The 23,140-nt window shown below is 70.6% G+C and carries 20 protein-coding genes and 4 pseudogenes; 14 read left to right on the top strand and 10 right to left on the bottom strand.

The genetic code is table 11. The annotated features are described in order from the left end of the window. Positions 1-22 precede the first annotated feature (22 nt). Together KO353_RS00435 and KO353_RS00440 are read right to left on the bottom strand one after the other, a co-directional pair. Positions 23-361 carry a DUF411 domain-containing protein gene (locus tag KO353_RS00435; protein ID WP_235691955.1) on the bottom strand — a complete coding sequence of 113 codons (339 nt, stop codon included), beginning with the start codon at positions 359-361 and terminating at the stop codon, positions 23-25. 199 nt (positions 362-560) lie between these two features. Further along, positions 561-1,895: pseudogene (locus KO353_RS00440) on the bottom strand (Nramp family divalent metal transporter). An 83-nt stretch (positions 1,896-1,978) separates the two neighbouring features. On the opposite strand from KO353_RS00440, the gene KO353_RS16935 reads away from it, so the two are divergent. From KO353_RS16935 to KO353_RS00450, 3 genes are all read left to right on the top strand, one after another. Continuing rightward, positions 1,979-2,164, top strand: a complete 186-nt coding sequence (locus KO353_RS16935; RefSeq protein ID WP_407928204.1) for a hypothetical protein — start codon at positions 1,979-1,981, stop codon at positions 2,162-2,164. A gap of 69 nt (positions 2,165-2,233) precedes the next feature. Continuing rightward, on the top strand, positions 2,234-2,434 hold the full coding sequence (locus KO353_RS16940; protein WP_407928218.1) for an iron dependent repressor, metal binding and dimerization domain protein: 201 nt from the start codon (positions 2,234-2,236) through the stop codon (positions 2,432-2,434). Further along, positions 2,431-2,883 carry a MerR family transcriptional regulator gene (locus KO353_RS00450; protein ID WP_218285849.1) on the top strand — a complete coding sequence of 151 codons (453 nt, stop codon included), beginning with the start codon at positions 2,431-2,433 and terminating at the stop codon, positions 2,881-2,883. The genes KO353_RS16940 and KO353_RS00450 overlap by 4 nt, the downstream gene beginning before the upstream one ends. Positions 2,884-3,030: 147 nt before the next feature. Here the strand turns inward: KO353_RS00450 and KO353_RS00455 are convergent, their stop codons facing one another. After that, positions 3,031-3,309: a putative sulfate/molybdate transporter gene (locus KO353_RS00455; protein WP_218285850.1), complete on the bottom strand. Its 279-nt coding sequence runs from the start codon at positions 3,307-3,309 to the stop codon at positions 3,031-3,033. A gap of 665 nt (positions 3,310-3,974) precedes the next feature. Between KO353_RS00455 and trbB the strand changes: the two are divergent. The 10 genes and pseudogenes from trbB (at position 3,975) to KO353_RS00505 (ending at position 13,134) form a co-directional block, all read left to right on the top strand. Beyond that, positions 3,975-4,943 (top strand): annotated as a pseudogene (gene trbB / locus KO353_RS00460) (P-type conjugative transfer ATPase TrbB). Continuing rightward, complete coding sequence (locus tag KO353_RS00465) at positions 4,940-5,260, top strand: TrbC/VirB2 family protein (protein WP_218285851.1); 321 nt, start codon at positions 4,940-4,942, stop codon at positions 5,258-5,260. The pseudogene trbB and the gene KO353_RS00465 overlap by 4 nt, the downstream one beginning before the upstream one ends. Continuing rightward, the gene (locus KO353_RS00470) at positions 5,260-5,532 is read left to right on the top strand and encodes a VirB3 family type IV secretion system protein (RefSeq protein WP_218285852.1); all 273 of its coding nucleotides are present in this window, start codon (positions 5,260-5,262) and stop codon (positions 5,530-5,532) included. The genes KO353_RS00465 and KO353_RS00470 overlap by 1 nt, the downstream gene beginning before the upstream one ends. A gap of 7 nt (positions 5,533-5,539) precedes the next feature. Then, positions 5,540-8,014: pseudogene (gene trbE / locus KO353_RS00475) on the top strand (conjugal transfer protein TrbE). Further along, on the top strand, positions 8,011-8,760 hold the full coding sequence (trbJ, locus tag KO353_RS00480; RefSeq protein ID WP_218285853.1) for a P-type conjugative transfer protein TrbJ: 750 nt from the start codon (positions 8,011-8,013) through the stop codon (positions 8,758-8,760). The pseudogene trbE and the gene trbJ overlap by 4 nt, the downstream one beginning before the upstream one ends. Before the next feature lie 44 nt (positions 8,761-8,804). After that, the gene (trbL, locus tag KO353_RS00485) at positions 8,805-9,803 is read left to right on the top strand and encodes a P-type conjugative transfer protein TrbL (RefSeq protein WP_235691956.1); all 999 of its coding nucleotides are present in this window, start codon (positions 8,805-8,807) and stop codon (positions 9,801-9,803) included. 262 nt (positions 9,804-10,065) lie between these two features. Continuing rightward, positions 10,066-10,761 (top strand): annotated as a pseudogene (gene trbF, locus KO353_RS00490) (conjugal transfer protein TrbF). Further along, entirely contained in the window at positions 10,758-11,717 is a 960-nt protein-coding gene (gene trbG / locus KO353_RS00495; protein WP_218285854.1) for a P-type conjugative transfer protein TrbG, read from the top strand. The pseudogene trbF and the gene trbG overlap by 4 nt, the downstream one beginning before the upstream one ends. A gap of 385 nt (positions 11,718-12,102) precedes the next feature. Next, positions 12,103-12,873, top strand: coding sequence for a TrbI/VirB10 family protein (locus tag KO353_RS00500; protein ID WP_328774485.1), 771 nt, complete (start codon positions 12,103-12,105; stop codon positions 12,871-12,873). 3 nt (positions 12,874-12,876) lie between these two features. Continuing rightward, entirely contained in the window at positions 12,877-13,134 is a 258-nt protein-coding gene (locus KO353_RS00505; protein WP_218285855.1) for a DUF2274 domain-containing protein, read from the top strand. On the opposite strand, the gene KO353_RS00510 is transcribed toward KO353_RS00505, so the two are convergent. From KO353_RS00510 to KO353_RS00540, 7 genes are all read right to left on the bottom strand, one after another. Further along, positions 13,113-13,646 carry a LysR family substrate-binding domain-containing protein gene (locus tag KO353_RS00510; RefSeq protein WP_218287194.1) on the bottom strand — a complete coding sequence of 178 codons (534 nt, stop codon included), beginning with the start codon at positions 13,644-13,646 and terminating at the stop codon, positions 13,113-13,115. The genes KO353_RS00505 and KO353_RS00510 overlap by 22 nt on opposite strands. 105 nt (positions 13,647-13,751) lie before the next feature. Continuing rightward, complete coding sequence (locus tag KO353_RS16945; protein ID WP_268906201.1) at positions 13,752-13,997, bottom strand: LysR family transcriptional regulator; 246 nt, start codon at positions 13,995-13,997, stop codon at positions 13,752-13,754. Positions 13,998-14,640: 643 nt separating this feature from the next. Next, positions 14,641-16,401, bottom strand: a complete 1,761-nt coding sequence (gene recJ / locus KO353_RS00520; protein ID WP_235691957.1) for a single-stranded-DNA-specific exonuclease RecJ — start codon at positions 16,399-16,401, stop codon at positions 14,641-14,643. Then, on the bottom strand, positions 16,394-17,419 hold the full coding sequence (glpX, locus tag KO353_RS00525; protein WP_218285857.1) for a class II fructose-bisphosphatase: 1,026 nt from the start codon (positions 17,417-17,419) through the stop codon (positions 16,394-16,396). Before glpX ends, recJ begins: the two co-directional genes overlap by 8 nt. 28 nt (positions 17,420-17,447) lie before the next feature. Further along, positions 17,448-18,740: a homoserine dehydrogenase gene (locus tag KO353_RS00530; RefSeq protein WP_218285858.1), complete on the bottom strand. Its 1,293-nt coding sequence runs from the start codon at positions 18,738-18,740 to the stop codon at positions 17,448-17,450. Next, a complete protein-coding gene (locus tag KO353_RS00535) occupies positions 18,740-19,987 on the bottom strand; it encodes an LL-diaminopimelate aminotransferase (RefSeq protein ID WP_218285859.1) in 1,248 nt (415 codons plus the stop codon). Before KO353_RS00535 ends, KO353_RS00530 begins: the two co-directional genes overlap by 1 nt. Positions 19,988-20,080: 93 nt before the next feature. After that, positions 20,081-21,172: an OmpA family protein gene (locus KO353_RS00540; protein ID WP_218285860.1), complete on the bottom strand. Its 1,092-nt coding sequence runs from the start codon at positions 21,170-21,172 to the stop codon at positions 20,081-20,083. A 127-nt stretch (positions 21,173-21,299) separates the two neighbouring features. Between KO353_RS00540 and KO353_RS00545 the strand changes: the two genes are divergently transcribed. After that, positions 21,300-23,096 carry a PHA/PHB synthase family protein gene (locus KO353_RS00545; RefSeq protein WP_218285861.1) on the top strand — a complete coding sequence of 599 codons (1,797 nt, stop codon included), beginning with the start codon at positions 21,300-21,302 and terminating at the stop codon, positions 23,094-23,096. The last annotated feature ends 44 nt before the right edge of the window (positions 23,097-23,140 follow it).

Genomic DNA, 23,140 nt, shown 5'->3' on the forward strand with positions numbered 1-23,140 from the left:
GTTCAAGCCTCTTTTCGCACCGTCAGGCCGGGCGGCTGCAAACGAAACGCATGAAGGGGCGGTGCGGGCCATCGCCGAAGGCGATCACGTCGTAGGTGTCCGGCGCCTGTCCCGGCACCTCCATGCCTGGCGAACCCACGGGCATTGCCGGCACGGCGAGCCCGCGGACCCCGGCGGGTCGCTCGGCCAGCAGGCGCCGGATGGCAGCGCTCGGCACATGCCCTTCGAGGACGAAGCCGTCGACCTGGCCCGCATGGCAGGAGAGCAGGTCGGCTGGCGTGCCGAGCAGGCGGCGCACCGGTGCGACGCTCGGCACGACCTGATCCTGCACCGCGAAGCCTTCCGCGCGCAGGTGGTCCACTCAGCCGGTGGAGCACCCGCAATTCGGGTCGCGCCAGACCGAGAGGGGAGTGGCTGCCAGCGCGCGGAGGGGCGCGGCGACAAGGCCGGCGAGGCCGGCAGCGATCAATTGACGGCGTGGTGGCATCGCTCGGTCCTCCGGCTCTCGGAATAGCCGGCGTGCCGGCCGGGTGACCATCGCTGGCGTCGCCTGGGCCCCCTCAGGCACCGAGCGCCACGTTCAGCAGAACCTTGACGTTCAGCGCCACGATGACCGCCGCGATCACCCAGCCGGTCACGACCTGCCAGCGTGGTGCGCCAAAGGCGCCCATGCGCGCCTTGTCCGACGCGAACATCATGAGCGGGATCACAGCGAAAGGCAGCTGCATGGACAGGATCACCTGCGACAGGATCAGCAGCTGCGCCGTGCCGGAGGCGCCTTATATCCAGGTGACCACCACCGCCGGGATGATCGCGATCAGCCGCGTCACCAGCCGACGGAACACCGGCGGCAGGCGGAAGCGCAGGAAGCCCTCCATCACCACCTGGCCGGCGAGGGTCGCGGTCACGGTCGCGTTCAGCCCGCACAGCAGCAAGGCCACGGCGAACAGCTTGGCCGCCAGCACGCTGCCGAGTAGTGGCGCCATCAGCTGGTAGGCGTCCTGGATTTCCGCGACCTCCGTATTGCCGGAGGTGTGGAAGGTGGCCGCCGCGGTGATCAGGATGGCGGAGTTGACCAGCAGCGCGAGCGACAGCGCGATGGTGCTGTCGATGGTGGCGAACTTGATCGCCTCCTTCTTGCCGGCATCGTCCATCGTCCAGGCGCGGGACTGCACCACGGCGGTGTGCAGATAGAGGTTGTGGGGCATCACCGTCGCACCGAGGATCCCCATGGCGATCTAAAGCTGGGTCTCGTTCTTCACGATGCTCGCGGCCGGGATGTAGCCGCGCAGCACCGCGCCCCTTTCCGGGTCAGACAGCGCGATCTGCACAGCGAAGCAGCCGAAGATCAGCACGATGAAGCCGAAGATCAGCGCCTCGAGCCAGCGCACCCCCTTGTTCTGGAGCCAGAGGATGAGGAAGGCGTCGAGTGCGGTCAGGATCACGCCGTAGAGGAGTGGAATGCCGAACAGGAGCTCCAGCGCGATGGCCGTGCCGATCAGCTCGGCGAGGTCGGTCGCGCAGATTGCGATTTCCGCGAAGAGCCAGAGCGGATAGGCGACCGGCTTCGGAAAGCGTTCCCGGCAGAGCTGCGCCAGGTCACGCCCGGTCGCGACGCCGATCCGCGCGCACAGCGCCTGCAGAAGGATCGCCATCAGCGAGGAGGTGAGCGCGACGGCAAGCAGTGTGTAGCCGAAGGCCGAGCCGCCCGCGAGCGATGTGGCCCAGTTGCCCGGGTCCATGTAGCCGACCGCAACCAGGTAGCCCGGCCCCATGAAGGCGAACAGCTTGCGCAGAAAGCCGGCGGCATTGAGCACCGCGACGCTGCGGTGGACCTCCGGCAGGCTCGGCGTGCCCGCCACCGGCGGAACGGCGGCATCCGACGGCGGGTTCATGGCGTGCCTCCAAAACTTAGCAGAGGCTGCGGAGTGATTGTGGGGCTATCAAGAGCTTCAAGCTGGGAGATCCGAAGCACCGCATGCGTCGCAATACCGTCCTGAAACCGCTGCCGTCCGAGGATGACCAGGCCGCCCGCTTCGTGCGCCAGCGCGAAGCGGACCGAACCGCCGTCGCCGAGGACTATGTCGAGCTGATCGCGGATCTGCTCTGTGCCGAGGGCGAGGCGCGGGCGGTCGATCTCGCCCGGCGCATGGGCGTTTCCTAGGCGACCGTCGCGAACACGATCACCCGGCTGCAGCGCGACGGGCTTGTCGAGACAAGGCCCTATCGCGGCCTGTTCCTCACCGAGGCCGGGGCAGAACTCGCCACACGGGCGAAGGCGCGGCACGAGCTCGTCGTGCGCTTCCTCATCGCGGTCGGCCTTGATGCGGAAACGGCCGAGGCCGATGCCGAGGGCCTCGAGCACCATGCGGGCGAGAAGGCACTCGCGGCCTTCGCGCGCTTCCTCGACGCGCAGAACGGCAAGCGCAGATGAGCGCGGCCTATTCGATCGGCGACCTCGCCCGCGCCACCGGCGTCAAGGCCACCACCATCCGCTGGTACGAGCAGGAAGGCTGGCTGCCGCCGCCCGCCCGCACCGAGGGCGGCCACCGGGCCTATTCAGAGCCCCATCTGCGCCGCCTCGGCTTCATCCGCCATGCGCGCGAGCTCGGCTTCGACAGCGCGGCGATCCGCGCCCTGCTCGACCTCGCCGACCACCCGGAAGCCGATTGCAGCGCTGCGAATCGGCTGGCGACGGCGCAGATGCGCGAGATCGACGCCCGCCTGCGCCGCCTCGAAGCCCTGCGCGCGGAGCTGGATCGCATGGCCACAAGCTGCGCCGGCGCTGTCATCGGTGAATGCCGCATCATCGAGACGCTGGCTGACTTCGACCACGGCAATTGCGATGACCCGACCCATGGCGGGGAGCGCGGGCCGGGCTGATCTACTCCGCTGCGCGACGATCGCCGCGCAGTGCGCGCCGCGCCACCTTGATGATCCAGCCGGCCGCGAGGCCGATCGCCGGATCGAAGGCAAACGTCCCAAATGCAGCGGCGGCGATCGCCGGGCGGCAATCCGGCCGCGCCTCGATCAATGCCTCGAAAGGGCCAGGTCACCCCCGGCGAAGACCAGCAACGCGCCCACGGCCGCCAGTGGAATGGCGCCGAGCAAGGCCGCCGCATCCCCGGCGAAGCCGAGCCCAAGCACGAGCAGGATCGCGCCCAGCAGGCCCGGCGCTGAGCCCGTTCGCGCACTGAAGCGGTACTGCGCCACCAGCCCGCCCGCGCCATGGCACATTGGCATGGCGCCGAACGGGGCGAGCAGCAGGTTTCCGGCGCCGGTCGTCAGTGCCAGCCGCCGCTCAGTCACGCGTCCACTCGTTCAGAACATCTCGCGCGCCAGGCGGCGCTCGACCCCGATGACGGCATCTCGCTCTGATGCGCCACCGTGAAGAAAGTCCGACTCTCCGTCTACTGGACCCGAAGCTCGCGAAGCAGCTCGAGGCCTAAGCGCAGGAGCGCCGCCGCTCGCTCTCCGTCGTCGCCGAGGCGTCGATCGCGTCATTCCTCTCACCCGACGCGCCGGATCGGATGGAGGCGGTGATGGCGAAGCGCCTCGACCGGATGAGCCGCCAGATCGAACGGCTGAACCGCGACACTGGCATTGGCCTCGAAACGCTGGCGCTCTTCGTCCGGCACTGGCTGGTCGCCGTGCCGGCACCCCCCGAGGCACACTATGCCGCCGCGCAGGCCAAGGGCAACGCTACGAGCGATTCCTCGAAGCTCTCGGTCGGCGCCTGTCGAAGGGGCCTACGCTGCTGCGCGAGGTTTCGCTCGACGTCGCGGGCACCGCGGAGGGCGCGCTTGCAGGCGAGAGCGACGAAGTGGGCTGAGTTCGGTTTCGCGAAGCCGCTTCTCTCTACACGCCACCCCGCTACGCCCATGCTGGACTTGTTGAACCCACCCAGACTTGCCGCTCTCTAATCATCCCCGCTCGCTGCGGCACTTCTGCCGCGGCACCACCACGGGGACCGCATGTCGCTGCATCCGCTCAAGCCCGAGACGACTGCTCGTGGCGCGCGCATGCTGCGCACGGCCTTCGGCCCCGGCATCGTGGCATGGCTTGAGGACCCCGCCGTCGTCGAGGTGATGCTCAACCCCGACGGCCGGCTCTGGATCGATCGCCTCGCGGAAGGGCTGGCCGATACGGGGCGCTGTCTCTCCTTCTCCGACGGCGAGCGCATCATCCGCCTCGTCGCGCATCATGTCGGCGCGGAGGTGCATGCGGATCAGCCCTGCCTGTCGGCCGAGCTGCCCGAGACGGGTGAACGCTTCGAGGGCCTGCTGCCGCCGGTCGTGGCCGCCCCGGCCTTCGCGATCCGCAAGCCCGCCGTCGCAGTCTTCACACTGGAGGACTACGTCGCCACCGGCGTCATGACGGCTGGGCAGGCCGCCGCAGTGCGCCGCGCCGTCGAGGCACGTCGCAACATCCTCGTCGCCGGCGGTACCTCGACCGGCAAGACCACGCTGACCAACGCCCTGCTCGCCGAGGTGGCCCGCTAGGGCGGCCGCGTCGTGCTGATCGAGGACACGCGCGAGCTTCAGTGCCGCGCGCCGAACCTGGTCGCACTGCGCAGCAAGGACGGCGTCGTCTCGCTGTCTGAGTGAGTTCGCCGTGCCCTGCGCCTGCGCCCCGATCGCATCCCCATCGGCGAGGTGCGCGGCGCGGAGGTGCTCGACCTCCTCAAGGCCTGGGGCACCGGCCATCCCGGCGGCATCGGCACCACCCATGCCGGCTCTGCCCTCGGCGCGCTGCGCCGCCTCGAGCAGCTGATCCAGGAAGCTGTCGTCACCGTCCCGCGCGCGCTGATCGCGGAGACAATCGACGTCATCGCCGTGCTCGCCAGCCGAGGCGCCGACCGCCGGCTCGCCGAGCTCGCCCAGGTCCGCGGCCTGACCGCCTCCGGCGACTACGACCTCACCCCGACAGGAGACACACCATGACATCCACGCTGCCCGCGCGCCTCGCCGGCGCGGCTGCCTTCGCGCTCTGCCTGGCACTCACCGCCCCAGCCCACGCCGCCGGCTCCAACATGCCCTGGGAGCAGCCGCTGCAGCAGGTGCTGGAATCCATCGAGGGGCCGGTCGCCAAGATCATCGCGGTGATCATCATCATCGTCACCGGCCTGACGCTCGCCTTCGGGGATACCTCGGGCGGCTTCCGGCGGCTGGTGCAGATCGTCTTCGGGATCTCGATCGCCTTCGCGGCGTCGAGTTTCTTCCTGTCGTTCGTCCAGTTCGGCGGCGGGGCGCTGATCTGATGGCCACGCCGGCCGATCCCGTCCCGGGCTTCTCGGCGCCGGTGCACCGCGCGCTGATCGAGCCGATCCTGCTCGCCGGCGCGCCGCGGGTGGTCGCCATCGCCAACGGCACGCTCGCCGCGGCGATCGGGCTCGGGCTGCGGCTCTGGGTCGCGGGCGTGCTGATCTGGCTGGTCGGCCACCTCGCCGCCGTCTGGGCGGCGCGTCGGGAGGCGCAGTTCGTCGAGGTGGTCCGCCGTCACCTGCGTTACCCGGCCTGGCTGCGCGCGTGAGGCGGCGGTGCTGAACCTCGCCGAATACCGCCGGAAGCCCCAGACGCTCGCGGACTTCCTGCCCTGGGCCGCCCTGGTGGCACCCGGCGTCGTGCTGAACAAGGACGGCTCCTTCCAGCGCAGCGCGCGCGTCCGCGGCCCGGACCTGGACAGCGCCACGCCGGCTGAGCTCGCGGCGACCGCCGCGCGGCTGAACGGCGCACTGCGCCGCCTCGGCTCTGGCTGGGCGGTCTTCGCGGAGGCGCAGCGCATCCCGGCGCGCGGCTACCCCGCCAGCACCTTCCCCGACCCCGTCTCGGCCCTGGTCGACGCCGAGCGCCGCGCCCAGTTCGAGGGTGAGGCCGAACAGGGTTCGCACCGCGAACCCCGGCCGAACGGCGCGCATTTCGAAACGAGCTACATCCTCACCTTCGCCTGGCTACCGCCGGCCGACGACGCGGCCCGTGCCGAGGGCTGGCTCTGCGAGGGCACGGAGGGCGTCGACGCCGCGACCGGCCGAGAGGCGCTGCGCGGGTTCATCGACCGCACCGACCGCGTGCTCGACCAGATCGAGGCCTTCGTGTCGGAGGCGCGCTTGCTGGACGATGGCGAGACGCTGACCTTCCTGCACTCGACGGTCTCGACGCGCCGCCACCTGGTCCGCGTCCCCGAGACGCCGATGCACCTCGACGCGCTGCTCGCCGACCAGCCGCTGGCGGGTGGCCTCGCCCCGCGCCTGGGTGAGGCGCATCTGCGCGTGCTCACCATCACTGGCTTTCCAAGCGCGACCTTCCCCGGGATCCTCGACGAGCTGAACGCGCTCGCCTTCGAGTATCGCTGGTGCACCCGGGCGATCTGCCTCGACCGGACCGATGCGCAGAAGCTGCTCACCCGCATCCGCCGCCAGTGGTTCGCCAAGCGCAAGTCGATCGCCGCCATCCTCAAGGAGGTGATGACCAACGAGCAGAGCGTGCTCCTCGACAGCGACGCCGCCAACAAGGCGGCCGATGCCGATGCGGCGCTGCAGGAGCTCGGCCAGGACATCGCCGGCTGGGCCTATGTGACCGCGACCGTCACGGTCTGGGACGAGGACGCGCGCGCAGCGGACGACAAGCTCCGCCTGGTCGAGAAGGTCATCCAGTCCCGCGACTTCACGGTCATCCGCGAGGGGGTGAACGCCGTCGAGGCCTGGCTCGGCAGCCGCCCCGGCCATCTCTACGCGTATGTCCGGCAGCCGCCGATCTCGACGCTGAACCTCGCGCACATCGTGCCGATCTCGGCGGTCTGGGCCGGGCCGGAGCGGAACGAGCATCTCGGCGGCCCGCCGCTCTTCCATGCGCGCACGGAGGGCGCGACACCGTTCCGCTTCTCGCTGCATGTCGGCGATGTCGGACACACGCTGGTGATCGGCCCGACCGGCGCGGGCAAGTCGGTGCTGCTGGCGCTGATGGCGCTCCAGATCCGCCGCTACGCCGGCGCGCAGGTCTTCGCCTTCGACTTCGGCGGCTCGATCCGCGCCGCCGCGATCGCCATGGGCGGGGACTGGCACGACCTCGGCGGCGTGCTGGCGGGGGACGGAGCCGAACCGGTCGCACTCCAGCCGCTGGCGCGCATCGATGCGCCGGAGGAACGCGCCTGCGCGGCGGAATGGATCGCCGGCCTGCTCGCCCGCGAGGGCGTCGCGATCGACCCCGCGGTAAAGGACCATCTCTGGTCCGCGCTGACCAGCCTCGCCTCTGCGCCCGCCTACGAACGAACGCTGACCGGACTCGCCGTGCTGCTCCAGGCCCAGGCGCTCAAGCGCGCGCTCGAGCCCTACACGCTCGCCGGCCCCTGGGGCCGGCTGCTCGACGCCGAGGCGGAGCGGCTGGGCGAGGCCGAGGTGCAGGCCTTCGAGACCGAGGGGCTGATCAGCACCGCCGCGGCCCCCGCCGTGCTGGCCTATCTCTTCCACGCCATCGGCCGGCGTCTCGACGGACGGCCGACGCTGATCATCGTCGACGAGGGCTGGCTCGCGCTGGATGACGTCACCTTCGGCGCGCAGCTGCGCGAATGGCTCAAGACGCTCCGCAAGAAGAACGCCTCGACGATCTTCGCGACGCAGTCGCTGGCCGACGTCGACGGCTCCGCCATTGCGCCGGCGATCATCGAGAGCTGCCCGACCAGAATCTTCCTGCCGAACGAGCGCGCGCTCGAGCCGCAGATCGCGGCCATGTACGCGCGCTTCGGGCTGAATGACCGGTAGACGGAGATCCTCGCCCGGGCGACACCAAAGCGCGACTACTACTGCCAGTCCCGCCGCGGCAACCGGCTCTTCGAGCTGGGGCTGTCGGAGGTCGCGCTCGCCTTCTGCGCGGCGTCCTCCAAGACCGACCAGGCCGCCATCGCCGCGACCCTCGCCACGCATGGCCGCGCCGGCTTCGCGCGCGCCTGGCTGCTGCGCCGCGGCCTCGACTGGGCCGCCGAGCTTCTGCCCGACCCTCCGGAGAACAGCGCCCCATGATCCGCCGACCGCTCCACGCCGCGCTGCTCGGCGCGGCCCTCGTCACCCTGCCGCTCCCCGTCGCGGTCACGCCCGCCCAGGCGCAGTGGACGGTCTTCGACCCGTGGAACGACGCGCAGAACATCCTCTCCGCCGCCCGCGCGCTCGACCAGATCAACAATCAGATCGCCTCGCTCCAGAACGAGGCGCAGATGCTGATCAACCAGGCGCGCAACCTCGCGAGCCTGCCCTACTCCTCGCTCATGCGGCTGCAGCAGTCCTTCACGCGGACGCAGCAGCTGATCGCCCGCGCCCAGCGCCTCGCCTACGAAGTCACCGACATCGAGCGCGCCTTCACCCAGGGCTATGGCAGCGCCGCCTCGCTCGGCTCCAGCCAGCAGATGTTCGCCAATGCGCGCGAGCGCTGGCAGACCTCGGTGGCCGGCTTCCAGGACGCGCTGCTCACCCAGGCGACGGTGGTCGGTAACCCGACCGGCACCCGCGCCGAGATCGAGGCGCTGATCGGCCAGAGCCAGGGCGCGACCGGCGCACTCCAGGCGGCGCAGGCGGGCAATCAGCTGCTCGCGCTGCAGTCCCAGCAGATCGCCGACCTCACCGCCCTTCTCGCCGCGCAGGGCCGCGCCCAGGCGCTGGAGGCGGCCCGCGTCGCCAGCGGCGAGGAGCAGGCGCGCGAGCAGTTGGACCGTTTCCTCGCCCCGGGCGTCGGCTACCAGCCGGGCGCGGCGCAGATGTTCCATGGCCGCTGAGCCGTGGGCGTGGCGTCGCATCCCCACACACCCCGGGACGTGCCATGAACGGCACCGGCGTCATCGACCGCTTCCTCGACGTCTTTACCCGCTCCATCGACAGCGGGTTCGGCCTGCTCGGCGGCGAGGTGGCCTTCCTCGCCGCGACGCTCATCGTCATCAACATCACCCTCGCCGCGCTCTTCTGGGCCTGGGGCGCGGACGACGACATTATCGCCCGCCTGATCAAGAAGACCCTCTTCGTGGGCGTCTTCGCCTGGATCATCGGCAACTGGAATTTCCTGGCCCAAATCGTCTTCGATCACTTCGCGGGCCTCGGCCTGGTCGCGTCGGGCTCGACCATCACCGCGCAGCAGCTGCTCCAGCCGGGCCGCGTCGCGCAGCTCGGCCTCGATGCCGGGCGGCCGCTGCTCCAGGCCGTCTCCGGGCTGATGGGCTACATCTCGTTCTTCACGAACTTCGTCCAGATCGCGATCCTGATGTTCGCCTGGGCGGTCGTCCTGCTGTCCTTCTTCATCCTGGCGATCCAGCTCTTCGTGACGCTGATCGAGTTCAAGCTGACGACGCTCACAGGCTTCGTGCTGGTGCCCTTCGGGCTGTTCGGCAAGACGGCCTTCCTCGCCGATCGCGTGCTGGGCAACGTCGTCTCGTCGGGGGTGAAGGTGCTGGTGCTCGCCGTCATCATCGGCATCGGCTCGACACTCTTCGCGCAGTTCACCGCAGGCTTCGGCGCCAACCAGCCGACCATCGACGAGGCCATGTCCATCGTCCTCGCGGCGCTGGCGCTGCTGGCGCTCGGGATCTTCGGGCCGGGCATCTCCAACGGGCTGATCTCGGGCGGGCCGCAGCTCGGCGCGGGCGCGGCGGTCGGCACAGGGCTCGCGGCAGGGGGGCCATGGTCGCCGGCGCCGCTGCGGTGCGCACGGGCGCGGCTGCCGTTGGCGCGGCAGGGTCTGCCATCGGCGCTGGCGCGCGGGGCTCGGCCTATGCGCTCGGCAACACCGGCACGGCCTACCGCAGCGGCGGCGCCTCGGGCGTGGTGACGGCCGCGGGTTCCGCCGCCATCAGCCCGTTGCGCAGCGCGGCAGGAAGCCTCCGTGCCAGCCAGGCGGCCGGCAGCGCGGCTGTCACTGGCGGCGCATCACCCCCGGCGGACCCCCCGCAATCCTCCGGCGCCCCCGCCTGGGCCCGCCGCATGCGGCGCGGCCAGGCGCTGAGCCACGGCGTCACCACCCTCGGACACGCCATCCGCTCCGGCGATGGCGGCGGCGCGGGCTCCTCCATCCGCCTGTCGGAGGATCGCTGATGTCATTGTCTCCCTTTCGGCGCCCCTCCGTCCGCTACGGCCGCACGCCCGAGCCCGAGACGCCCTACCAGCCCGCCGCCCAGGCCTAGGATGAGCGCATCGGCTCCGCCCGCGTCCAGGCGCGGACCTGGCGCCTCATGGCGCTGGGCGAGCTTTTCCTCATCGCCGGCCTCGCCGCCGCCCTGGTCTGGCAATCCGCCCGCGGCACGATCGTGCCCTGGGTGGTGCAGGTGGACCGGCTTGGCGAGGCGCAGGCGGTCGCCCCCGCGATCGCGAACTTCCGTCCGCCCGACCCGCAGATCGCCTGGCACCTCGCGCGCTTCATCGAACAGGTGCGCGGCATCGCCGCCGACCCGATCATCGTCCGCCGAAACTGGCTCCGCGCCTATGACTTCGCGACCGATCGCGGCGCGCTGGCGCTGAACAACTTCGCGCGCGCCAGCGATCCTTTCCGCCGCGTCGGGCGCCAGCAGGTCGCGGTCGAGGTCTCCAGCGTCATCCGCGCCTCCGACGACAGTTTTCGGGTCGCCTGGATCGAACGAACTTACGAGAACGGCCAACTCGCGCGCACCGAGCGCTGGACAGCGATCCTCACCATCGTCGTCCAGCCAGCACGCGACGCTGAGCGCCTGCGCAAAAACCCCCTCGGCATCTTCGTCCACGCCATCAACTGGTCGCGGGAGCTCGGGCAATGAGGCACGCACACCCTACCCTGGCGCTTGTCCTGCTGGCCCTCGGCGCCTGCGCCTTTCGCCCGCCCGAGATCAGCTACGACGACGAGCCGATCCAGGCGACGCAGCTCCCCGAGCCGCCGCGGCCCGTGGAGATCGTCGAGGTGCCGACGCCGCTGCCCCTGCCGGGCCAGCTTCAGCGCATCCCGCCCTCGCGTCGCACACCCGAGCCGCACGATCCCACGGTGCGGGTCAACCAGGCCAATGCCGCCGCGCGCGTGCAGCCCGTGCGCGCGGGCTTCATCAACGCGGTGCAGGTCTACCCCTTCACGCCCGGCGCGCTCTATCAGGTCTACACCGCGCCCGGCCAGGTCAACGCCATCATGCTGCAGGAGGGAGAGACGCTGGTCGGCAACGGCCCCGTCGCCGCCGGCGACACGGTGCGCTGGATCATCGGTGATACCGAGAGCGGCACCGGCCCCACGCGCCGCGTGCACATCGTCGTCAAGCCGACGCGGCCCGACCTCACAACCAACCTGATCATCAACACCGATCGCCGCACCTATCTGCTGGAGCTGCGCTCGACCGAGCGCACCGACATGGCCTTCGTCTCCTCGCAGTATCCGCAGGACGCGCTGATCGCACTGCGCCGGCAGAATACCGCCGCACCCGTCGAGCAGGGGCTTGATCTCGCACGGCTGCGATTCCGCTACGAGATCGAGGGCGACAGCCCTGCCTGGCGGCCGCTGCGCGCCTTCGACGACGGGCGCCAGGTCTTCATCGAGTTCCCGCGCCGCATCGGCCAGGGCGAGATGCCGCCACTCTTCGTCATCGAGCCGGAGGGCGAGGGGCAGCTCGTCAACGACCGCGTCCGCCAGAACTTCATGATCGTCGACCGGCTTTTCGCCGCCGCCGAACTGCGCCTCGGCGACCGGCAGCAGCGCGTGCGCATCGTGCGCACCGATGGCCGCGCGAGATGAGTGGCGCGGCGCCAGAACGGGGCGGGAGCGAGCGCGACATCGCCGCGGCGCTGCGCCCGCGCCCAGATCCGCCGCGCGTGGTGCGGCTCTCCCGGCGGGTGCTGATCGGGCTCGCCGTCGCGGCCGGGCTCGGCATCGGGGCGGCGCTGATCGCGGCCCTGCAGGGCCGCAGCGGCGGCGAGGGGCCGCGCGAGCTCTACAGCACCGACCGGAACCCGCAGGCTGATGGCCTCGCCACGCTGCCGCGCGACTATGCCGGGATCCCGCAGCTCGGGCCGCCGCTTCCGGGTGATCTTGGCCGGCCGATCGTGCGCGCGCAGGAGCGCGGCCAGCCGGTCTGCCGCCGGCGGTGCCCACGACCGCCGATCCCGTGGAGCAGCGGCGGTTGCAGGAGATCGAGGCGGCGCGGACCAGTCGGCTCTTCGTGCAGATCGAAGCACCCGGCGAGCCGCGCAGTGCTGCACCCGCCGGACCGCCGGCAGCGCATCCCGGCGCGATGCCGATCGGTGCCGACGGCACCGACCGGCGGCTCGCCTTCCTGGGCGGGCCTGCAGACTGCCGCACGACCTCGCCGGATCGACCGCAGGCGCCCGCCAGCCCCTTCGTCATCCAGGCTGGCAGCGCCCTCCCCACGGCGCTGCTGACGGGCCTTCGCTCCGACCTGCCTGGCCAGATCACCGCCCAGGTCACGGCCAACGTCTTCGACAGCCCGACGGGGCGGCACCTGCTCATCCCGCAAGGCGCGCGCCTGATCGGCGCCTATGACAGCCGTATCAGCTTCGGACAGCGCCGCATCCTGCTCGTCTGGAACCTGCTGATACTGCCCAACGGGCGCTCCATCGTGCTGGAGCGCATGCCGGGTGCCAACGAGGCGGGCTATGCCGGGCTCGAGGATGGCGTGGACTACCACTGGGGGCGGCTCTTCCTGGCCGCGGGCCTGGCGACGCTGCTAAACCTCGGCCTCGAACTCGGCCGCGACGACGAAAGCGACATCGCCCGCGCCATCCGCGAAAGCGGCCAGGACACCGTCGGCCGCGCCGGCGAGGAGATCGTCCGCCGGCAGCTGTCCGTCCCGCCAAGGCTGACCGTGCGCCCCGCCTTTCCGGTGCGCGTCATCGTCCACCGTGACCTCGTGCTCGAGCCCTACGAAGGCTGACCCATGCCGAAGTTGAAGCTCGGCCCCATCCTCGACGACCGTCCGGTGAAGCTCAGCGTGGAACTGCCTGCCGAACTGCACCGCGACCTGGTCGCCTACGCGGAAGCGCTCTCGCGTGAGACAGGGCAGCAGGTCGAGCCCAAGAAGCTCGTCGCGCCCATGCTGGCGCGATTCCTTGCGAGCGACCGGGCGTTCCGCTCGGCACGCCGGCCCGCGCGTTGGCCGCGCGCGCCGCAGCCTCAGCCAGCGCGCGATCCATGAGTCGCGCGCAGTTGCGCCAGGAAACGACGCAAAGCGGGGTTGTCGCGCTTGGGGTCCCAGTATGCCGCGGCTTCCACTATCGACGGCCCCATCTCGACGCCGACGGGCCGGAACACGACGCCCGGATACGAGGCGCCTGACGCGGACTCAGCGAGTACGGCGACGCCAAACCCAGCGCCGACCAAATTGAACATGCCCTCCCGACTGACATCATGCGCTGCGAAGCGAGCTGTTGCTCCAAGCGGCAGCAGTCCCTGGACCGTGACGCGGGCTTCTGGTCCTGAACCACGTGACGTTACGATGAATGTCTCGTCCACCAAGTCCCGCCATCGCACGAAGTCGGCGTCGGCGAGTGGATGGCGTTCGGGCAAGGCGATCATGCCGGCCTCTTGCCACAGCGCTAGGCGGTCGAGCGCCGACTCATCCATCGGCCCCAGAAGCAGTGTGAGATCCACCTCGCCGCCGCGCAGGGCCGACAGGAGCTCATCGCGGCTTACTTCGCGAAGCCAGATCTCGACGCCCTGGTTCTACTCTACGAACCGCATCAGCGCCTCTCGGAACTGTCCAATTGAAGCGGAGAAATATGTGCCGATCACCAGTCGGCCCGTCGCAGCCGATCAAGCCTCCCGCGCACGCAATACGGCAGATTGCAATCCGCCGAGCACGCGGGTTGCCTCAGCAAGAAACTCGTCACCGGCGGCCGTCAGCCTCAGGCCGGACGGACGCCGCTCGAAGAAGAGCGACACTCCGAGCCCGTCCTCAAGTGCCCGAATGCTGCGACTGACGGCCGAAACGGTTCTGCGCGCCTCACGTGCCGCCAGACGGATGCTCCCGGTGCGTGCCACCAAGATAGCCAGCGACATTCCACGCAGGTCAATTTCGCCCCGAAGTGGTTCGCCTTGTCTTCGCCGCTGTAGCCGTCGCGGCACTTGGCCCAGCCTCCAATGCCGGCCGACCCCGATCCCGGTCGTGCGCGGGCCTTGGAGCGCGCTCCAGGCGCGCAGGACCGGCCCCCTCTTCTACGATGACGGGAGCATGCCGAACTCAGTTGCCCGCGTGCAATCACAAACGAGATGACATAGCCGTGCCGGAGGTCATCCGTTCTCGACCCGCTGCGTATGGTCCTCGCTTGCGGCACGAGAAGTTGCATTCGATTGCAAACCCGGAAAGGACATCGCCAACATGTTCAACCGCTCGGTTAGGCGCCGATCAAGCTGTGCTGCAGCCCGTGGGCCCTGGGGCGTGCCTGGCGGAGGCGTTCCGAGTGGTACCGTTCCTGGGGTCATGGGGGGTTAGCGGGTAAAGATGACGGTATCGACGACGGTATCTGCCAGAAGGCGAGATATAAAATTACGGTAAATCACATGTCTAACGGTACTATTCACGATCGAGTGGGAATGAGCCGCCCGGCCGCGGGCCGTGCGAAGCGCGCCGCCGCGGCGCGGTCATCGCTGCGTGGAGAAGAGCACGGGCACGCGGGCCACGGAGCCCGCGCCCCGCAGCGCGTCACAGTGCGGCGTCCACCACATGCAGTGCGACCGCCTCGCCGCCACGGAAGCCGTCGCGCCGGAGCCGGCCGGCGAGCCGCAGCGGGCGGCCGCGCGCCGCAGCAAGGGCGGCGGCGAGAGGGCCCTCATCGGCGCGGAACATCACGCCGCGAAGCGCCGCTCCGCCTTCTCCCTCGAGCGAGAGGGTCAAAGTGGATCCGCCGCTGCCGACGCGGGCGAGGTGGGCGAGCACGCCGCGGAACGCGAACAGAGGCTCCTCGTTGCTTACACCGAACGGGCCGAGGCGGGCGAGCGCCTCGGCAAGACCGGCCGTGGCCGCCTCCGGAACGAGCTCGCCCGCGAGCGCAAGCGGCGGAGGCCCCGGCTGAACAGAGCATGCCGCCGCGGCGCAGAGCGACTCATGAAGCGCCGCGAGACGGTCGGGCGAGGTGCTGAGCCCGGCCGCAAGCGCATGTCCTCCTCCCTTGTCGGCAAGTCCCGACGCAACCGCTGCGCGCACCGCGGCACCAAGGTCGAAGCCGGGAACAGAACGGCCCGAGCCTTTGGCGGTGCCGCCCGCGAGGGAGAAGACCAGTACGGGGCGGCGAAGCCGCTCCCTCAGGCGGCCGGCGACGATGCCGATCACCCCCTCGTGCCAGGCCTCGCAGGCGACCAGGACCACCGGCAGGCCAGCTTCGGCCTGCCGTTCAGCCTCGGCTGCGGCGGCGGCGAGCACCGCCCGCTCCACCGCCTGGCGCTCGCGGTTGAGCCGGTCGAGCAGATCGGCGAGCGCCTCCGCCTCGGCCTCCTTGTCGGCAAGCAGCAGGCGCACCGAGAGCCCCGCGTCGTCGAGCCGCCCGGCGGCATTCAGCCTCGGCCCGATCGCGAAGCCGATCGCGTCCGCGTCAAGCGCCCGCCTCAGCCCCGCGCGCTCGGCAAGCGCCTTGAGCCCGGGCCGCGGGGCGGCGGCAATCCGGGCAAGCCCGCGATCGACGAAAGCGCGATTGAGCCCGACCATCGGCACCATGTCGCACACGCTGGCGAGAGCGACGAGGTCGAGTTCGGCAAGGAGATCAGGCTCCGGTCGGGAGGCGAACCAACCCGCGCCGCGCATGCGGCGGAGCACGGCGACTGCGGCGAGGAAGGTGACGCCCGCGGCGCAGAGATGGCCAAGCCCGCTTCTGTCGTCCGGCCGGTTCGGGTTGACGACCGCGGCGGCTGCCGGCAGCGCGCCCGAAACACCGTGATGGTCGAACACGATCACGTCGGCGTCCCCGGCGACGGAGGCGATTGCCGCGTGCGCCGAGGTTCCGCAATCGACACAGATGATCAGCCGCGCGCCGGCCGAGACGAACCGGCCGAAGGCCGCCGGATTCGGGCCGTAGCCATCGCGCAATCGGTCAGGCACGGCATGCAGAACGCGCGCCCCGAGCCGCTCGAGAAGGCCGACGAGCAGGGCGGTGCTCGCCGTGCCATCGACATCGTAGTCGCCGAACACTGCGATCGTTTCGCCATCGATGATAGCGGCGGCGATCCGCTCGGCGGCGCGATCGGCATCGGCGAGGGAGGAGGGGTCGGGCATCAGGTCGCGCAGCCGCGGCGCGAGGTGCCGGGCCGCCGCCTCCGCCTGCACGCCGCGCGCGAGCAGGATCCGCGCCACCGGTTCGGGAACCCCGGCGGCCTGGGCGAAGCGGGCCGAGGCGAGGAGATCCGTCTCGGCGAGGATCCAGCGCCGCCCGCTCAGAGAGAGCGGTGCAGCGTCTTTGCCTGCGTCAGGCACCGACCCAGGACTTGCGCGTGAAGTTGTGGTGCGCCTCGATGTAGCGCACGGTTCCCGACTTCGATCGCATCACGAGGCTGTGGGTGATCGCCCCGCCGGGGATGCGGCGGACGCCACGCAGCATCGCCCCGTTTGTGACGCCGGTCGCGGCGAACATCACGTCTCCGCGTGCCATGTCGGTGGTGGAATACTTGCGCGAGAAGTCGGTGATGCCGCAGCGGGCGGCGCGCGCCTTCTCCTCGGCGTTGCGGAACAGGAGCCGCCCCTGGATCTGGCCGCCGATGCAGCGCAGCGCCGCTGCGGCAAGCACGCCCTCCGGCGCTCCGCCCGAGCCCATGTAGATGTCGATCCCGCTCTCGGGCTGGGAGGTGGCGATCACGCCCGAGACATCGCCGTCGCTGATGAGCATGATCCGCGCGCCCGCTTCCCGCACCTTGGCGATGAGTTCGGCGTGCCGCGGCCGGTCGAGGATGCAGACCACGAGGTCGGACACCTCGACCTTCTTCGCGCGGGCGAGAGCGGTGAGGTTCTCCTTCGGCGTCGCATCGAGATCGACGAGCCCCTCGGGCAGCCCGCCGCCGATCGCGATCTTCTCCATGTAGACGTCCGGCGCGTTGAGAAAGTTGCCGGCTTCCGCCAGCGCGACGACCGCGAGCGCGTTGTTGCCGCCCTTGGCGGTGATCGTCGTCCCCTCGAGCGGGTCGAGAGCGATGTCGGCCCGCATTCCGCCCATGCCGACCTTCTCGCCGATGTAGAGCATCGGCGCCTCGTCGCGCTCGCCCTCGCCGATCACCACCGTCCCGTCGATCGCGACCGTGTCGAAGGCGCGACGCATCGCGTCGACCGCTGCCTGATCGGCCGCCTTCTCGTCGCCTCGGCCCATCAGCCGGCTCGCCGCAAGCGCCGCCGCCTCCGTCACGCGAACGAGCTCGAGCGCGAGGTTCCGATCAACATTGGTCGCCCCCGGCGCGTCGCCGTCTCCGGCGAAGCTCCGGGCGTCGCGGGCTCTCGTCGCCATCCTGTCGTTCTCCCTGTCCCAGTTGGACCTACAGGGCCTCGATCCGCAAAAGGGTCGGCGGCGCGATCACCGAATCGAGCGCGCCGATCCGGGCGAGGGCCGCGGCCATCGCCGCCTCGCGGCAGATATGCGTGGTCAACACCACCGGAACCGCCTCGCCCGGGCTTCGGCCGCGCTGCAGCATGCTCTCGAGGCTGACCGAATGGTCGCGGAGGATCGCCGAGATATCGGCGATCACGCCCGGGCGATCGACCACCATCAGGCGGAGATAGTAGGCCCCCTCGCGCTCGGTGATCGGCACCGCAGGCTCGGCGGAGAGCAGCGACGCGGCCATGCCGAAGGGAGGCGTGTGACGACCGCGGGCGATGTCGATCAGGTCGGCGACGATCGCCGAAGCCGTCGGGCCTGCGCCGGCGCCGCGGCCCTCGAGCAGAACGCGGCCGACGAAATCGCCCTCGAACGCGACCGCATTGAACACGCCCTCGACAGGCGCAAGCGGCGAAGTGACGGGAATCATCACCGGGTGGATCCGCGCCGACACGCCAGCGGCGGTGCGTTCGGCGATGCCGAGAAGCTTGATCCGGTAGCCGAGCTCTCCGGCGAACGCGATGTCGAGAGCCGAAACCGAGCGTATCCCCTCGACATGCACCGAGCCGAAATCGACCGGCCGGCCGAAGGCGAGGGCAGCGAGGATCGCGAGCTTGTGCGCGGCGTCGATCCCGTCGATGTCGAAGGACGGGTCGGCCTCGGCGTAGCCGAGACGCTGCGCCTCAGCGAGGGCTTCCGCGAACTCGCGCGCCTCGGCGCGCATCATCGTCAGGATGTAGTTGCAGGTTCCGTTGAGGATCCCGGCGACACGGGTGATCCGGTTCGCCGCGAGCCCCTCGCGCAGCGCCTTGATCGCCGGAATGCCTCCGGCCACCGCCGCCTCGAACAGAAGCGGCGCCCCCGTCGCCTCGGCTTGGGCCGCGATCGCCGCGCCGTGCACCGCGAGCATCGCCTTGTTGGCCGTCACCACCGGCTTGCCGGCCGCAAGCGCCGCCTCGACCGAGGCCCGCGCCGGCCCATCCGCACCGCCGATCGCCTCGACGAAGACGTCCACCCCCGGGTCGGTCGCGAGCGCCACCGGGTCCTCGAACCAGCGCAGGCCCGCGAGCGGGACGCCGCGATCGCGGCCACGGTCGCGCGCCGAGACGGCGGTGACGGTGATGGGGCGCCCGGCGCGCGCGGCGATCAGCTCGGCGTTGGCGCGCAGAAGCGCGAGCGTGCCGCCGCCGACCGTCCCGAGCCCGGCGAGCCCGACCGAAAGCGGGTGCGCCATCAGGCCGCGTCCTCCACACCTTGCGCGGCCGGCTCCGCTTCGGCGCGCTCCGGAGCGTTCGTTCCCTGCAGGAAGGCGCGGATCGACCGGCAGGCCTGGCGGATCCGGTGCGTGTTCTCGACGAGCGCGATCCGCACGTGCCCGTCTCCGTGCTCGCCAAAGCCCACACCGGGGCTGACCGCCACCTTCGCCTTCTCGAGCAGGAGCTTGGCGAAGCCAAGCGAGCCGAGCGAGGCGAACCGCTCGGGGATCGGCGCCCAGGCGAACATCGAGGCTTCCGGTGTGGGGAGGTGCCAGCCCGCGGCCGCAAGGCCGCGCAGCAGAACGTCGCGCCGCTCGCGGTAGAGCGCGCGCACCTCCGCGACACAGTCCTGCGGGCCGTTCAGCGCCGCGACAGAGGCGATCTGGATCGGTGCGAAGGCGCCATAGTCGAGATAGGACTTCATGCGCGCGAGGGCGGCGATCAGCTTCGGGTTGCCGGCTGCGAAGCCGATCCGCCAGCCGGCCATCGAATAGGTCTTCGACATCGAGGTGAACTCCACCGTCACCTCCTTCGCGCCGGGGACGGCGAGCACCGAGGGCGGCGGCGTGTCGCCGAAATAGATCTCGGCATAGGCGAGGTCGCTGATGATGTAGATGCCCTCCCGGCGCGCGAAGGCGACGAGCTCGCGGTAGAAGTCAAGCGTGGTGGTCAGCGCCGTGGGGTTGGAGGGGAAGTTGACGATCAGCGCCGTCGGCTTCGGCACGGAGTGGATCACGGCACGATGCAGAGCGCGCAGCATCTCCTCGCCCGGCTGGTGCGGGATCGAGCGCACGGCAGCGCCCGCGATGACGAAGCCGAACTGGTGGATCGGGTAGGAGGGGTTCGGCACGAGGATCACGTCACCCGGGCTCGTGATCGCCGAGGCGAGGTTCGCAAGCCCCTCCTTCGAGCCGAGCGTGACGCAGATCTCAGTCTCCGGGTCGAGCCCGACGCCGAAGCGTCGGTCGTAGTAGGCGGCGACGGCGCGCCGAAGCCCGGGGATCCCCTTCGAGACCGAGTAGCGATGGGTGCGCGGGTCCTGCACCGCCTCGATCAGCTTCGCCACGACATGCGGCGGCGCGCCGCTGTCGGGATTGCCCATGCCGAGATCGATGATGTCCTCGCCGCGTGCGCGCGCCTCCGCCTTGAGCCGGTTCACCTCAGCGAAGACGTAAGGCGGCAGGCGTCGGATCCGGTGGAACTCGGTGCTCGGCTCGGCTCGCATCGGGGTTGGCCTCTGGCGCAGGGCGTCGGCGTAGCCTGCACCGCCGCCTCTGTCGAGAGAGCCGGGCGCGACCCCGAGTCGCGCCCCCCTCCGTCAGCGCGTGTATACCAGCCTGACCTCGGCGCCGCGACCGGCAGGTCCCGGCCGGGCGGAACCGCCGAGCTCGATCCGCTCGGCCGGCACGCCGGCCTCCCTCAGCGCCTCCGCCACTGCTCGTGCGCGCGCGAGCGGCAGGTCGAGCGCGCGCCCTTCGCCCGGCGCGTCGGCGAAGCCCGTCACCTGGAAGATCGCGGCGTTCCCACGCGACGCAAGCCGCGCGAGGATTGCCCGCTCCGCTGGAAGAAGCGTCGCTGAGCCCGGGAGGAAGCCGAGCGCGTAGCCGGCGCCCGCGGCCGCGGCGCGAGGTCCAGGCGCGAGGGCGGTCCGGTCGACCACGACGGAGGGCTCGGCTGGGGAGGGGGAAGAGGCGCGACCCATCTCATCAGGCGGCTGCGGGACAGGGGCTGGTGCCGTCGTCGCAGCGCGCGGCTCGGCCGGAGGCAGCAGGGTGGCCGGATCGGCAGAGACGAGGGCGGGTGGGGGGGGCGGCGGCGCGGCCTCCAGCGTTCGGGCACGCGCGGGCATCTCCTCCGGCATGGCCGTTGGCGGGGGAGGTGCAAGCGGCTCGATCGTGATCGGCGTGATCGGCGCCCTTTCGACCCGGCCGGGCGCCGGCAGAGCCGGTTGCGGGCCGGGCGGTGCGGCTTCGGGCGCGGCCCGGGGTGCCCCCGCGATCGGGAGCGGCGGCGGGGAGGGAGGCAACAGCGGCAGGGCCTCATCCTGGGCCGCTCCCAGGATGGTCGCCGCCCCGCCCGACAGCAGGGCCGAGCGGGAGGCCGATGCCTCGGGGGCGCGCGGCAGGGCAGGCGGCGCCGGCTGGCCGACATAGCGGGCGTTCGCACGGTCGGCGACCAGCGCCTCCGCCAGCGCCTGCCGCGCGGCGGGAGGGGTGGTCTCGGGGCGCGCGGGAACGCTGCCGAGGTTCGGATAGGGCTCGCCGGCTCCTGGAACCGGCGGAAGGCTCGCCGTCGGTGCGCGGCCCGCGGCGAGCCGCGCCCGCTCGATCGGGTCGGGCCCGGAGCAGCCGGAAAAAAGAAGCAGCGCGCCGAAGGCTAGCGCGGCAACGACCCATGGCCACGCCGCCACGCACCCCTGCCGGAGGCTCGCTTGATCGCCCCTGGCACGCGCTCTAGGGTCCCGGAACGTCACCGCTGCCGGGACCGACGCCGCTCGCCGCCCCTCGCGCGGTTCCGCTCCAGAGAGGAAACCTGTCATGGCCGATGACAAGGCCGCTCCGTCCTTCAAGCTTCCCGACCCGGCGATGTTGAGCCGAAACATGGCCGACATCGCAAGCCGCAGCCAGCGCATCGTGCTCGAGTTCCTGAAGCGCCAGGGCGACGACGCGCTTCCCGGCTTCGACCCGACGAGCATCGGCAGCGCCTTCCTCGAGATGACGGCGCGGATGATGGCCAACCCGGCCAAGCTCGTCCAGGCGCAGCTCGGCTTCTGGCAGGACTACATGCTGCTGTGGCACAACACCGCGCGCCGGCTGATGGGAGAGACGCCCGAGCCGGTGGTCTCCCCCGCACCGGGTGACCGACGCTTCAAGCACGAGGACTGGCACGAGAACGAGGTCTTCGACTTCATCAAGCAGAGCTATCTGCTCTCGGCCCGCTGGATCCAGAAGGTGGTGAAGGAGGTCGAGGGGCTCGACGACCGAACGGCGCAGAAGGTCGATTTCTACACGCGCCAGTTTGTCGATGCGATGGCGCCCTCGAACTTCCTGCTCACCAACCCCGAGGTGCTGCGCCGAACCGTCGAGACGGGGGGCGAGAACCTGGTGCGCGGCCTGAACAACCTGCTTGCCGATCTCGAGCGGGGCAAGGGCAAGCTGCAGATCCGGATGACCGACTACGAGGCGTTCAAGGTCGGCGAGAACATCGCCACAACGCCCGGATCGATCGTCTATCAGAACGATCTGATGCAGCTGATACAGTATGCGCCCACCACCGAGAAGGTGCTGAAGCGCCCGCTCCTGATCATCCCGCCCTGGATCAACAAGTACTACATCCTTGATCTGCGCCCGAAGAACAGCTTCATCCGCTGGGCGGTGGCGCAGGGCCACACCGTGTTCGTCATCTCCTGGGTCAACCCCGACGAGCGGCTCGCCGAGAAGAGCTTCGGCGACTACATGCTCGAAGGCCCTCTTGCCGCTCTCGATGCCATCGCCAAGGCGACGGGCGAGCGCGGCGTGAACGCGATCGGTTACTGCATCGGCGGCACGCTGATGGCCTGCACGCTCGCCTGGATGGCGGCGAAGCGCGATACGCGGATCAAGAGCGCCACCTTCCTTACCACCATGATCGACTTCGCCGAGGCGGGCGAGCTCGCGGTCTTCATCGACGAGGAGCAGCTCAAGGCGATGGAAGAAAAGATGGAGAAGCGCGGCTATCACGACGGCCACGAGATGGCGGTGACCTTCAACATGCTCCGCGCCAACGACCTGATCTGGTCGTTCGTCGTGAACAACTACCTGCTCGGGCAGGAGCCGTTCCCCTTCGACCTGCTCTACTGGAACTCGGACTCGACGCGCATGCCCGCGCGCATGCACAGCTTCTACCTGCGCCAGATGTACCAGCGGAACCTCCTCGTGGTTCCGGGCGGCATCGAGCTCGAGGGAGTGAAGCTCGACCTCAGGAAGATTTCGGTACCGTGCTATTTTCTCTCGACGCGCGAGGACCACATCGCGCCGTGGAAGAGCACGTACAAGGCGACCCAGATCTACAAAGGGCCGAAGCGCTTCGTTCTCGCAGCCTCGGGCCACATCGCGGGCGTGGTCAACCCGCCCGAAGCGGGCAAGTACAGCCATTGGATCAACCCCGAGCTTCCGCCCTCGCCGGACGAATGGTTCGCCGGCGCGACCGAGCTTGCCGGCTCCTGGTGGCCCGACTGGCAGCGCTGGGTCTCAGCGCTTGCACCGGCCAAGGTGCCTGCGCGCACCCCTGGCGATCGCGACCTTGCGGTGATCGAGCCGGCACCCGGCAGCTACGTGAAGGTGCAGGCGAACTGATCCCGCCGGCAGGACCGGCGCGGTGACGCGCCTCGCCCGGGGCG

The organism is Elioraea tepida, assembly GCF_019203965.1.
In the GTDB taxonomy this organism is placed as follows: domain Bacteria; phylum Pseudomonadota; class Alphaproteobacteria; order Acetobacterales; family Acetobacteraceae; genus Elioraea_A; species Elioraea_A tepida.